The organism is Nocardioides sp., assembly GCF_031397825.1.
Lineage (GTDB): Bacteria > Actinomycetota > Actinomycetes > Propionibacteriales > Nocardioidaceae > Nocardioides.
In genome coordinates this window covers 46304-58973 of sequence record NZ_JANNML010000078.1, presented here as the reverse complement: position 1 = coordinate 58973, position 12670 = coordinate 46304, and the positions used below count along the sequence as shown (strand labels likewise).

The following is a 12670-nucleotide window of genomic DNA, read 5'->3' as shown; positions in this document are numbered from 1 at the left end:
GGAGTACTTGTCGCGGTCGGGCAGCACCATCGTGTAGCCCAGCGCGCGACCGCGCGGCAGGATCGTGACCTTGTGCACCGGGTCGGTGCCGGGCAGCGCCGCGGCGACCAGGGCGTGGCCGCCCTCGTGGTAGGCGGTGATGAGCTTCTCGCGCTCGCTCATCAGGCGCGTACGACGCTGGGGGCCGGCGATCACGCGGTCGATCGCCTCGTCGAGGGACGCGTCGGTGATCATCTTCTCGTTGCCGCGGGCGGTGAGCAGCGCGGCCTCGTTGAGCACGTTGGCCAGGTCGGCACCGGTGAAGCCGGGCGTACGGCGGGCGATGCTCAGCAGGTCGATGTCCTGCGCGATCGGCTTGCCGCGCGAGTGGACCTTGAGGATCTGGTGGCGGCCGTTGAGGTCGGGTGCGTCGACGCCGATCTGGCGGTCGAAGCGACCCGGACGCAGCAGCGCGGGGTCGAGCACGTCGGGACGGTTGGTCGCGGCGATGAGGATGACGCCGCCGCGCACGTCGAAGCCGTCCATCTCGACGAGCAGCTGGTTGAGGGTCTGCTCGCGCTCGTCGTGGCCGCCGCCCATGCCGGCGCCGCGGTGACGACCGACGGCGTCGATCTCGTCGATGAAGACGATCGCCGGGGCGTTCTCCTTGGCCTGCTCGAAGAGGTCGCGGACGCGGCTGGCGCCGACACCGACGAACATCTCGACGAAGTCGGAGCCGGAGATGGAGTAGAAAGGGACGCCGGCCTCGCCCGCGACGGCGCGGGCCAGCAGCGTCTTGCCGGTGCCCGGAGGGCCGTAGAGCAGGACACCCTTGGGGATCTTGGCGCCCACGGCCTGGAACTTGGCGGGCTCCTGGAGGAACTCCTTGATCTCGCCGAGCTCCTCGATGGCCTCGTTGCAACCGGCGACGTCGGCGAACGTCGTCTTGGGCATGTCCTTGGTGATCAGCTTGGCCTTGGACTTGGCGAACTGCATGACGCCGCGGCCGCCACCGCCCTGGACCTGGTTCATCAGGAAGAGGAAGAGCAGGATGATCAGCGCGAAGGGCAGGAGCGTGGCGAGGATCGTGCCGAGCAGGCTGGGCTGGGGGTTCTCGGAGTTGGACTCCTCGATCGTCCCGTCGGCGACCGCGCGATCGACCGCGGCGATGATGCCCTGCTGCTGGCCGGCGACGTAGTAGGCCATGACGTCCGAGCCGCTCTCGCGGACCCCCGAGTCGAGGGTGGCCTGGATGACCTGGTCACCGTCGATGAAGGAGATCTCCTTGACCTCACCCGTCTCGATGTAGGCCTCCATGCGCGAGGTCGAGACCTCGTCGTAGCCGCCACCGGGGGCGAGGAACTGGAGGGCGAGGAGCACCGCCACGACGGCGAACGCGATCCACACCCAGGGACCCTTGAAAATGCGCTTCACAGACTTCTCTTCGCTTGTACTGGGCCTGCCGGCATGAGCCCAGGACGGAACTCTCGACGGTACACGCCTTCCACGGGCCCTAGTGTCTCAGGCACATGGGTGGAACGAGCCCGCGGGCGCGGACGTTCCCCCGCACTCCGCTCAGTCGAAGAGGCGGGGCTGGGGCGAGGCGTGGGCCGGGTCGACCCCGTCGAAGAGGCTGCTGACCGACTCTCCGGCGTGGATGCGCTGGATCGCCGTGGCGAAGAGCCCGGCGACGGAGCGGGTGCGCAGCTCGGGCCACCCGGACGGGCCGGGCACGGTGTCGGTGGTGACGACCTCGGAGATCATCGGGTGACCGCGCAGACGCTCGATGGCCTTGCCGACGAAGAGCCCGTGAGTGCAGGCGATGGCCGCCTCGGTGCAGCCCTCGTCGTTCAGCCGGTCGAGCAGCTCGAGGATGGAGCCGCCCGTGGCGATCTCGTCGTCGAGCACGATCGCGCGCTTGCCGGCCACGTCGCCGACGATCGCGTCGATGACGACCTTGTCGTCAGCGAGGCGCTTCTTGCTGCCGGCCGCCACCGGCAGCCCCAGCAGGCGGGCGAACTGGGTGGCGGTCTTGGCGTTGCCGAAGTCGGGCGAGACCACCACGGCGTCGGTCAGGTCCTGGCCCAGGAAGTGGTCGGCCAGCTCCCCCAGCGCCGTGAGGTGGTCGACGGGCACCGAGAAGAAGCCGTGGACCTGCGGGGCGTGGAGGTTCATCGTGATGACCCGGTCGACCCCGGCGGCCCCGAGCAGGTCGGCGACCAGACGGCCCCCGATGGAGATCCGGGAGGCGTCCTTCTTGTCCGAGCGCGCGTAGGCGTAGTAGGGCACGACAGCGGTGATCGACGCGGCCGAGGCCCCCCGGGCGGCGTCGATCATGAGGAGCAGCTCCATCAGGTGCTCCTGCGTCGGCGGCGACAGGGGCTGCACGAGGAAGACGTCGCGCTGGCGGCAGTTGGCCTGGAGCTGGGCCTGGAGGCAGTCGTTGGAGAAGCGGGTCAGCTCGACGGCCGAGAGCTCGATCCCCAGGTGCTCGCAGATGCCGGTGGCCAGGCCGTGGTGGGCACTACCGCTGAAGACGACGATCTCGCGCACGTGGCTGCTTCCGGTCGAGGCGCTCGGGGGCCCGAGCGTAGCCCGCCCGGGACCGGGCGGCGAGGGTCAGGAGTAGACGTGCGGGGCGAGCGTGCCGATGTCGCGCAGGTTGCGGTAGCGCTCGCGGTAGTCGAGGCCGTAGCCGACGACGAACTCGTTGGGGATGTCCCAGCCGACGTACTTGACGTCGACCGGCATCTGGAGGGCCTCCGGCTTGCGGAGCAGGGTGCAGATCTGGACGCTCGCGGGGCTGCGGCTGCTCAGGTTGGACGTCAGCCACGACAGGGTCAGGCCGGTGTCGATGATCTCGTCGACGATGACGACGTGGCGCCCGGAGATGTCGGTGTCGAGGTCCTTGAGGATGCGGACGACGCCGGAGCTCTTGGTGCCCGAGCCGTAGGAGGAGACCGCCATCCAGTCCATCTCGACGTGGCGGGTGAACGCCCGGGCCATGTCGGCCATGACCATGACCGCACCGCGCAGGATGCCGACGATCAGGAGCTCCTTGCCGTCGTAGTCGGTCTCGATCTCCTGGGCCAGCTCGCCGATCCGCTCCAGGATCTGCTCCTCGGTGAAGAGGACGTTGACGAGGTCGTTCTCCACGTGGGCCGCATCCATGCCGTCAGGATTCCACAGACGTCGGGCCGAACCACAGGTGGTCTCCCTGGCGGTACGCCGTGACGTGGCCGGGGAGCTGGATCTGCTTGGGCAGCTTGTCACGGTTGTGGACCTGCTGCTCGAGGGCATCGACGTGCACCGCGAAGAGCTCGCTCGACGGACAGCCGGCGCCCAGGGCGGCCAGCCGCAGCATCCGGGTGCGGACCGCCTGCTCGAGAGCGGCGACCTCACGCACGTCGAAGCCGTGCTCGGCGTGCAGGTGCTGGGCGAGGGCCACCTCGGCGAGGCGGTCGAGCGCCTCCATGTCGGGGCGCAGCTGCTCCGCGGTGCGGGCGAGGGTCTCGGCCACCCCCGGTCCGAGCTCGCGCTCGAGGACCGGCAGCACGCTGTGGCGCACCCGGGAGCGGGTGAAGCGGGGGTCGCTGTTGTGCGGGTCGGTCCAGACGTCGATGCCCTCGGCCGCGCAGGCCGCCTCGGTCTGGGCCCGGCGGATCCCGAGCAGGGGCCGTCGGAAGATCCCGAAGCCGGGCCGCATGCCGGCGATCGAGCGGCCGCCGGAGCCGCGGGTGAGGCCGAGCAGCGCGGTCTCGGCCTGGTCGTCGAGGGTGTGACCGAGCAGCACGGTGCCGGACCCCAGCCGCCCGGCGATCTCCTCGAGCACGGCGTAGCGCGCCTCGCGCGCTGCGGCCTCGGTGCCGTGGCCGTCGGTCTGGACCTGCACGCGCACCGACCCGGTCTCGTCGGCCCCGAGCCGGGCCATCTGCGCCACGACGCGGGCGGTGTGCTCGGCCGAGCCGTCCTGGAGGCCGTGGTCGACCGTGACGCCGATGGCCCGCTGGGGGGCTCGCCGCGTCTCGAAGACGGTCGCCGCCAGCAGCGCCAGCGAGTCCGCGCCGCCCGAGCAGGCCACGACCACCGGGCCGTGTCCGGCCTCCGCGAGCATCCGTCGTACGGCGAGGCGGACGGCGGCGACCGCCGGGTCGAGGCTCATCCGAGGACGCGGGTGACCCAGGCCTCCGGGTCGGCGATCTCGGACTTGCTGGGCAGGTTGGCGGGCGACTCCCAGACCGCGTTGAACTCCTGCATCCCGACCTTGTCGACGACGCCGCGGACGAAGGCGGCGCCGTCGCGGTACTGCGCCATCTTGGCGTCGAGGCCGAGCAGGCGGCGCAGGATCCGGTCGAGGGTGCCGATGCCCTTGCGGCGCTCGTTGAACGTCGCGCGGATCTTGTCGACGCTCGGGATCACCGAGGGTCCGACGCCGTCCATCACGACGTCGGCGTGCCCCTCGAGCAGGGACATGACGCCGGTGACCCGGTCCATGATCTCGCGCTGCTCGGGGGTGCTCATCAGCTCCATCAGGCTGCCGCCGCGGGCACCGCTCCTGATGCCCTCGATGATCCGCGCGAGACCGTCGTCGAGGAGCTTGGTCGGCTCGACGGTGTCGGCGATCGCCTCGATCTCGGAGAAGAGGTGGCCGCGCATCCACGGGACCGCGGTGAACTGCACCCGGTGGGTCTCCTCGTGCAGGCAGACCCACAAGCGGAAGTCGTGCGCGTCGGCGCCGAGCTCGCGCTCGACGTGGACGATGTTGGGTGCGACCAGGAGCAGCCGGCCGTCGGGCTCGAAGAACGGGTCGAACTGGCCGAGGACCTTGCTGCCCATGAAGCCGAGCAGCCCGCCGACCTCCGCGCCGGTGACCCGCGAGCCGACCTTGAGCGCCAGCCCTGTGGGCGGCTTCTTGTCGGTGAGCTTGTGGACCAGCGGCGTCATCAGCACCCGGAAGCTGTCGGCGTTGGCCTGCACCCACCCGGCGCGGTCCACCACCAGGACGGGCGCGGTGTGGTCACGCGCGACGAGCCCGGTGAACTCGCGCACCAGCCCGGTCGACCGGTTGGCGCCCGCCCGCAGCTCCTCGACCGCCTCGGCGGCCTCCTCGCGGCTCACCGCCGGCCCCTCCCCCGCGATGCGGGAACCGAGGGACACCGCGAAGTCCCAGTCGACCATGGTGTCTGCCTGGCTGGACCCGCTGCTGGGCTGGCTCGTCATGCAGCGAATCTAGCCCGGGGGTCTCAGCGACCGCAGCGGCAGGCGGCGAGCGCGGCGGCGGCCCCGTCGAGGGCCACCTCGGCGTCGGTGCCGTCGATCGGGGCGACCCGGTCGGCCATCAGCACGAAGAGCATCGGTCGGCCGCCGGCGTCGGTCACGATGCCGGCCAACGACGCGACGCCGGTCAGCGTGCCGGTCTTGGCCCGGACCCTGCCACGGCCCTGCGGGTCGCCGGCAGTGAAGCGGTCGGCCAGCGAGCCGCTGAAGGCGGCGACCGGAAGGCCGGTCAGCACCGGGCCGAGCTCGGGGCGCGTGGTCGCCAGCCGCAGCACGTCGACCAGCGTGGTGGGGGCCATCCGGTTGCGGCGCGAGAGCCCGCTGCCGTCGTACAGGAGGGTGTCGGTGAGGTCGACGCCCTCGGCGCCCAGCGTGCGGGTGACGCCCCTGCGCCCACCGATGGACGACGCGTCGTCCGCGACGCTCAGGCCGACGTGGCGCAGCAGCACCTCGGTGGCCTCGTTGTCGCTGACCTGCAGCAGGTGCTCGACGATCTCGCCCAGGGGCGCGCTGGTGACGTTGGCGAGCACCTGGGCGCCGGCACTCGCAGGGCCGGGCACCGGCTCGCCCTCGACCCGGACGCCGGCGGCCCGCAGTGCGTCGGCGAAGACGGTCGCCGCCCGCAGGGCCGGGTCGGCCACCCGCCCGAAGCCGCTCGGATCGCGGCCGCCGTCGACCCAGAGCGCGCTGATCGGCGACACCACCCCGTCGGGCACGTAGTCGCGCTCCCAGGCCGGGTTGTCGGCCGGACCGGTGAAGAGCGACGCGTCGTAGGTGAGCTGGACGCGCCGCGCACCCTGCGCCCTCAGTACGCGCGCCGTCTGGCGGGCGAGGTCGACGACGTCGGCCCGCGGCGGGTAGGGCGGCTCGTCGTCGGCGGCCGGCGGGGCGCTGGCGAGGTAGGGGTCTCCGCCACCGACGAGCACGACCTGCGGCCGCCTCGCCGGACCGCTGGCCACCACGCGGGTCGTGAAGACGTGCTCGGGACCGAGGGCGAGCAGCGCCGCGCTGGCGGTCACGAGCTTGGTCGTGGAGGCCGGGATCGCGTCTCCGCTGCCGCGGACCAGGGTCTCAGGGCCGGGCGCCAGCGGCGCGACGGCGGCCAGGACGTGGGGCCCGAGGTCCTCGTCGGCCAGGTACGGCGCCAGCGCGCGACGCACCTTCGCCTCGCTGAGCGGCGCCGACGAGGCGGTGGCTGCGACCGCGGCGGGGGGCTGGACGGGTGGCAGCTCGAGGCCGGTCGGGGGGGCGATGGTGACGGGGTCGGCGTCCGCGGCGGGCTCGCCGTCACGCAGGTAGCGCTCGACCAGGTCGTAGCGCCACGTGGCGACACCGGCCACGACGAGCGCGAGCAGCAGCACCCCGATGAACGTGCGTCGCACCCCTTGTCCCCTCCCGCCTTCGTGTGTGGAGCCATTGTGCGGGACAATGGGCCCGGCCTCGCCGGGGCCATCGCTGGCGACAGACATTCCGGAGGATGACGTGCTCGAGTTCGACGTACTGGTGGAGATCCCCAAGGGGGAGCGCAACAAGTACGAGGTGGATCACGAAAGCGGTCGCATGCGCCTCGACCGGATGCTCTTCACCTCGACGCAGTACCCCGCCGACTACGGCTACATCGAGAACACCCTCGGCCAGGACGGCGACCCGCTCGACGCTCTCGTGCTGCTCCAGGCCCCGACCTTCCCGGGCTGCCTGATCCGCTGCCGCGCGATCGGCATGTTCCGCATGACCGACGAGGCCGGAGGCGACGACAAGGTCCTCTGCGTCCCCTCGACCGACCCGCGCCAGGAGCACCTGCGCGACATCGCGCACGTCCCGAAGTTCGACCGGCTGGAGATCCAGCACTTCTTCGAGGTCTACAAGGACCTCGAGCCCGGCAAGTCCGTCGAAGGCGCCGACTGGGTCGGCCGCACCGAGGCCGAGGCCGAGGTCCACGCGTCGTTCCAGCGCTTCAAGGACACCGGCGGCACGCCTCACCACTGATCCTTGCTCGAGCGGTGGCTCAGCCCTTGACCGCCCGGAAGTAGCCCATGGCACCCGAGCGGTCGAGGGTGACGTCGACGCACCGCTGGCCGCCGAGCCACCGCTGGACCTCATCGCCCGTGCACCCGGGGCCGAGAAGACCGGCGAGCCGGCCCATCTGGCGCATCGGCTCGTGCTGGAGCCCGGTGTCGTTGAGGATCGTGCTGCCGGTGATGACGCCCCCGGTGCTCAGCACGCGCACCATCTCGACCACGGCGCGCGCCGGGTCGGGGAAGCAGTGCAGCCCGGTGAACGACACCACCAGGTCGAACTCGCCGTCGGCGAAGGGCAGCTCCCCCACGTCGGCCAGCCGGGGCTCGACCTGGTCCTCGACCCCGCGCTCGTAGGCCGCGTCGACGGTGCGGTCCAGCATCTTCTGGGCGATGTCGGCGGCGACGTAGCGCACGCCCTGGCCGGGCCGCAGGCCGCGCAGCGCCACCCCGCCACCGCACGGCACGTCGAGCACGGCGCTGCCGGCGGGCAGCCGACCGGTCTCCGCGGCGGCGGCGTAGAGCCTGCGCAGGTCGCTCTGGATCGCGACCGCCCACAGCGCACCGCCCACCCGGGGGTGCTCGACGGTCCAGTCGTAGACCGTGCCCCACAGCGGGTCGTCGGACCAGCCGCCGAGCCCGAACCGCGGGAGCAGGGGGAGCCTCACGGGGCGACCGGTGCGACCGGTGCGGCGGGTGCGGCGGACCCGGCGGGCCCGACGGGCCCGACCAGCTCGGGCGAGCGCAGCATCGCGTCGGGCACGCCGAAGGCGTCGACCAGGTCGCCGGCCAGCGGGCGGATCTTGCGGCACAGCGACGACACCTCGCGGCTGATCGCCTTGCTGCGCTGGCTGGTCAGACGACCGTGCTCCATGAACCACGCCCGGTCCGCCTCGATGGTCGACAGGGCGTGCAGGTCGCAGAGCAGGTTGAGCGCCACCTTGAGGTCACCCTCGGGCAGCTGCCGAGTCTTCTCGACGAAGGCCTCGAGGACCAGGCGCTCGACGTGGGCGCGGGCCGCGCCGATCACGTGGTCCTGCACCCGGGAGAAGACCACGCCGGGGTTCATCCCCTGGTCGATCCCGCGCTTGAGCCGCCGAGCGACGCCGCCGAGCATGTGCTCCTCGCGGAAGCGCAGCATCGCCAGCTGGTAGTCGGGGTCGAGCAGCCCCGCCTCCTGGTCCCAGCCGTCGTCACCGCCGGGCAGGACGTCCTTGATGCGCTCCAACAGCTTGTGGACCGCCGTACGCTCCAGGACCGTCTCGACCGCCAGCCCGGCGACGAACTTCACCATCCCGAACTGGTCGAGGTCGGAGAAACCGCTGGAGTAGTCGGTCAGCAGGCCCTTGGCGACCAGCTGGAGCAGGACGTGGTTGTCGCCCTCGAAGGTCGTGAAGACGTCGGTGTCGGCCTTGAGGGAGGCGAAGCGGTTGATCGAGAGGTAGCCCGCTCCCCCGCACGCCTCCCGGCACTCCTGGATCGTGCGGGTCGCGTGCCAGGTGCCGTAGGCCTTCGTGCCGGCCGCCCGCGACTCCAGCTCGCGGCGGGTGTGCTCGTCGTCGGTGATGCCGCTGAAGACGTCGTGCAGGCGCGAGGCGACGACCTCCTGGGCGAAGTGCAGCGCATAGGTGTCGGCGAGCAGCGGGAAGAGCCGGCGCTGGTGCATGCCGTAGTCGAGGATCAGCTCCTCCTCGTCCTCGCTGCTGGCCTCGAACTGCCGGCGGCGCAGGGCGTACTTGGTCGCGATCGCGAGCGCCACCTTGGACGCGTTGATGCCGGCGCCCCCGACGCACACCCGGCCCTGCACGAGGGTGCCGAGCATGGTGAAGAAGCGCTTGTTGGGGTTCGCGATCGCGCTCTCGTAGACACCCGAGGGGGTCACGTCGGCGAAACGGTTGAGCAGCGCCGTGCGCGGCACGCGCACCTGGTCGAACCAGAGGCGGCCGTTGTCGACGCCGTTGAGGCCCATCTTGAGGCCGTCGTCCTCGATGCGTACGCCGGCGCAGGGCTCGCCGCCCTCGCGGATCGGCACGACGAACGCGTGCACGCCCTCGGAGGCGCCCGCCACCTCGAGCTGCGCGAAGACGACCGCGAGCTCGGCGTGCTTGGCGGCGTTGCCGATGTAGTCCTTGCGGGCGTCGTCGGTGGTCGTGGTGATCACGAACTCCTGCGTCGCCAGGTCGTAGGTCGCCACGGTGCCGAGCGCCTGCACGTTGGACCCGTGACCCGACTCGGTCATCGCGAAGCAGCCCATCAGCTCACCGGTGATGAGCGGCGCGAGGTAGGCGTCGTGGTGCTCCTTCGTGCCGAGCTGGAGGATCGCACCACCGAAGAGGCCGAACTGCACGCCGACCTTCACCAGCACCGAGAGGTCGCCGAAGGCCAGCGTCTCGAAGGCCGCGACGGACGCGCCGATGTCGCCACCGCCGCCGTACTCCTGCGGGAAGCCCATGCCGGTCTGGCCGGTCGCGGCCATCTCGACCACGATCTCCTTGACCCGCTCGCGGAAGTCGTCGCGCGAGAGGGTCTCGGCCTCCTCGAGGACGCCGGCGTAGTCGTCGAGGTTGCTGCGCACGAGGTTGCGGACCTCGGCGTAGCGCCCGTCGAGGAGCGTCTGCAGCGCGGGTACGTCGACCTCGGGCTGGACGTAGACGCCCTCGGTGCCCTGAGGTGCCGATGCCTGCGGCGGTGCGGTGTCGGTGGCCATGCACCAACGCTAGCGAGTCGGTGCCGGCCTGGGGTCAGGGTCGGGCGAAGAAGTTGGGCGGCGTCCAGTAGTACATGGAGGCCTCCTGGACGGGCTGGCCCGTGCGCGGGGCGTGGATCATCTGGCCGTCGCCGATGTAGAGCGCGACGTGGTAGATCGACGACGGGTCGCTCGAGGAGCCCCAGAAGAGCAGGTCGCCCGGGACGAGGTCGCCCGCGTCGACCGGCGTCGAGGCGTCGTACTGCGCCACGGAGTAGTGCGGCAGCGAGGTCCCGCCGCGTTGCCAGGCACCCATGGTGAGGCCCGAGCAGTCCCACGAGCCCGGCCCCGCTGCGCCCCACACGTAGGGCTCGCCGATCTGGTCGCGCGCGAAGGCGATGGCCGCCTGCGCGCCGGCCGCCGCCGGCGGCGGGTCGTCGGCCGGTGCCGGCTCGGGGGTGGGCTCGGGCTCGGGCTCGGGCTCGGGCTCGGGCTCGGGGGTGGGCTCCGGCTGCGGGGCGGGCTCGGGCTCCGGGGACGGCGTCGGGGTGGGCGCGGGCGCCTGCTCCTGCTCCTGCTGGGCGGCTGCCTGGGCGGCTGCTTCCGCGGCAGCCTCGGCTGCTGCCCGCTCCAGACCGGCCTGTCGCCGGGTGGCGAGGTCGACGCTGATGTCCTGGAGGTCGGCGAGCCGCACGAGGAGCGTCGTCTTCTCCGCGGCCACCGCCTGAGCCTCGGCAGCGGCACCGTCGGCAGCGGCCTGCGCCTGGTCGTGCGCCTCGCGAGCGGCGGTCTCGGTGGTCTCGGCCTCGCCCCGGGCGTCGGCGGCCAGGTTGCTCGCGACCTCGGCGGCGCTCGAGGCGACGCGGAAGTCGTCGTACTTGCCGTCGAGGGCCTGCTGGGTGTCGTTCATCGTGCCCACGCGCTCGACCACCTCGAGGATGCCCTCGGACTCCATGACGCCGGAGAGGGCGTTGAGCTCGGGCATCGCCTCGTAGGACGTGACGACCGACTCGGCGTAGGTGTCGCGCAGGCGCTCCTGGTCGGCCAGCGCGACCTGCTCGGCGCGCGCCGCCCTGCGCGCGGCAATGCGGGCCTGGGCCGCCTCGTAGCGGGCCCCGTTGAAGGCCTCCGCCGCCTGGGCCGCGGTGATCGCCGCAACGCGCAACCGCTCGTTGGCGGCGCTCAGCGCGGCCTGGACCGAGGCGACGTCGGCATCCGCGTTGGCGACCGCACGCTCGGCCTCACGGACCTCGGCGCGGCTCGGGACGTCCTCGTCGGCATGGGCGACCTGGGCGGTCGCAGCACCCGCGGCCAGGATCAGGCACAGGGCGGTGGCGGCTGTCGCGCGGGAGCGCACGGCGGTCTCCAGACATGTCGGGGAATCGAGCAACTCGCAGCACGCTAGTGCTCATGAGTCACAAACGCCACAATTTCCTCAACTTTCTCAGGGGTTGCCGGCGTGTCGGCTTGCAAACCACACCAATGTGATTCTGCTTCACGGCGCCTCAAGGTGGGCGCAGGCAGCCCATGTAACACGTCGTCCACCCATCTACGAGACCGTTGCAGCGGGCGGGTAGATGGGTGGACGACGTGTTACAAGTGCGGCCAGGACGCCGACCAGCGGGCGGACCGGCCCGGACCAGCGGTCAGACCTTCTCGACCGGGATGGCCGAGGTCGTGGTGGTGGGGTGCGAGACCAGGCTCCGCCGCTCGAACTTCTGCCCCGTGGCGATGCCGCCGAGGTAGAAGGCGACGAAGGCGATCATGATGCCGGCGATGTCGTCGGCGAGGTAGTGCCAGCCGAAGTAGAGCGTCGCGACGATGGTGATCGCGAAGTTGGCCCAGAAGACGATCTTGAGGATCCGGCTGCGCAGGGTGAACTGCACCATCAGCGCGATCAGGAGCGTGATGGCGGTGTGGAGGCTGGCGAAACCCGCGACGGACTGCACGACACCGGTGACGCCACCGTGGATGACGTCCACACGGTCCGCCGCGAGGGCGTTCATCAGGTCGGTGGTGGGGGTGCGGTCGAGGCCCTGGTAGCGGGAGAAGTACTCGAAGCCGGGGCCCTTGGTGGGCAGCGCGTAGTAGGACAGGGTGCCGAGCGACCAGGCGATGCACTGCGACGTGGCGAACCAGTAGCCGAAGGAGATGTTGCGCGACCACACCAGCCACGCCGTCAGCGCGAGCGGCACCAGCGGCAGGAACCACACGTAGATCGTGGACAGGAAGTGCGCGGAGACGCCCTGACCGAGGATCGCGTGCAGCACGACCGGCGGGTCGGCGCCGAAGAAGAGGACGCGGTCGAGGTACATCAGCTCGCGGTCGTACTCCACGCCCGGCCGCGCGATCGGCAGGCAGGACTTGAGGTTGCGGTAGCTGACGTAGGTGACGTAGAAGGACACGATCCCGAGCGCCACCAGGGTGATCCGCTCACGGCTCCAGTGGGTGCGGATCCGCTCGCGCACGATGGGCGGCATCTCCCGGGGCCGCAGCTTGGAGAACCACAGGGTGCGCGGCAGCAGGTCGAGCAGGCCGGCGCCGAAGAGCAGCAGCGGCAGCCGCAGCCACGACGGGCCGAGGAACGAGCCCTCGGGGTCGAGCAACGGCCGGTCGTAGTGGCGCGACACGACGAACGCGAGCACGCCCATGACGAGGGCAGTGCCCACGAGGAGGACATAGGCGCGGCGATACACGGGGGTCAGTGTAGAGA

Annotated in this window: 11 protein-coding genes; 1 reads left to right on the top strand and 10 read right to left on the bottom strand. The window is 71.5% G+C overall.

Annotated features, from left to right (window positions below):
• The 6 genes from ftsH to dacB form a co-directional block, all read right to left on the bottom strand.
• Positions 1–1413: ATP-dependent zinc metalloprotease FtsH (gene ftsH / locus RMN98_RS06625; protein ID WP_309648017.1), on the bottom strand; the 1413-nt coding region annotated here is incomplete at its 3' end.
• A gap of 141 nt (positions 1414–1554) precedes the next feature.
• Positions 1555–2532 carry a ribose-phosphate pyrophosphokinase gene (locus RMN98_RS06620; protein ID WP_309648016.1) on the bottom strand — a complete coding sequence of 326 codons (978 nt, stop codon included), beginning with the start codon at positions 2530–2532 and terminating at the stop codon, positions 1555–1557.
• Between the two features lie 66 nt (positions 2533–2598).
• On the bottom strand, positions 2599–3150 hold the full coding sequence (hpt, locus tag RMN98_RS06615; protein ID WP_309648015.1) for a hypoxanthine phosphoribosyltransferase: 552 nt from the start codon (positions 3148–3150) through the stop codon (positions 2599–2601).
• 4 nt (positions 3151–3154) lie between these two features.
• On the bottom strand, positions 3155–4141 hold the full coding sequence (tilS, locus tag RMN98_RS06610) for a tRNA lysidine(34) synthetase TilS (RefSeq protein WP_309648014.1): 987 nt from the start codon (positions 4139–4141) through the stop codon (positions 3155–3157).
• Positions 4138–5199 carry a zinc-dependent metalloprotease gene (locus RMN98_RS06605; RefSeq protein WP_309648013.1) on the bottom strand — a complete coding sequence of 354 codons (1062 nt, stop codon included), beginning with the start codon at positions 5197–5199 and terminating at the stop codon, positions 4138–4140. The genes tilS and RMN98_RS06605 overlap by 4 nt, the downstream gene beginning before the upstream one ends.
• A gap of 23 nt (positions 5200–5222) precedes the next feature.
• Positions 5223–6638, bottom strand: coding sequence for a D-alanyl-D-alanine carboxypeptidase/D-alanyl-D-alanine-endopeptidase (gene dacB / locus RMN98_RS06600; protein WP_309648012.1), 1416 nt, complete (start codon positions 6636–6638; stop codon positions 5223–5225).
• Positions 6639–6738: 100 nt separating this feature from the next.
• Between dacB and RMN98_RS06595 the strand changes: the two genes are divergently transcribed.
• Positions 6739–7242, top strand: a complete 504-nt coding sequence (locus RMN98_RS06595) for an inorganic diphosphatase (protein ID WP_309648011.1) — start codon at positions 6739–6741, stop codon at positions 7240–7242.
• Between the two features lie 19 nt (positions 7243–7261).
• On the opposite strand, the gene RMN98_RS06590 is transcribed toward RMN98_RS06595, so the two are convergent.
• The 4 genes from RMN98_RS06590 to RMN98_RS06575 all read right to left on the bottom strand — a co-directional run bounded on the left by RMN98_RS06590 (position 7262) and on the right by RMN98_RS06575 (position 12653).
• Positions 7262–7939 carry a class I SAM-dependent methyltransferase gene (locus RMN98_RS06590; protein WP_309648010.1) on the bottom strand — a complete coding sequence of 226 codons (678 nt, stop codon included), beginning with the start codon at positions 7937–7939 and terminating at the stop codon, positions 7262–7264.
• On the bottom strand, positions 7936–9978 hold the full coding sequence (locus RMN98_RS06585; protein WP_309648009.1) for an acyl-CoA dehydrogenase family protein: 2043 nt from the start codon (positions 9976–9978) through the stop codon (positions 7936–7938). The genes RMN98_RS06590 and RMN98_RS06585 overlap by 4 nt, the downstream gene beginning before the upstream one ends.
• 34 nt (positions 9979–10012) lie before the next feature.
• Positions 10013–11314 (bottom strand): C40 family peptidase, encoded by a 1302-nt coding sequence (locus tag RMN98_RS06580; protein WP_309648008.1) that lies wholly within the window; start codon positions 11312–11314, stop codon positions 10013–10015.
• A gap of 289 nt (positions 11315–11603) precedes the next feature.
• Positions 11604–12653 carry a phosphatase PAP2 family protein gene (locus RMN98_RS06575; RefSeq protein WP_309648007.1) on the bottom strand — a complete coding sequence of 350 codons (1050 nt, stop codon included), beginning with the start codon at positions 12651–12653 and terminating at the stop codon, positions 11604–11606.
• Positions 12654–12670: the final 17 nt, after the last annotated feature.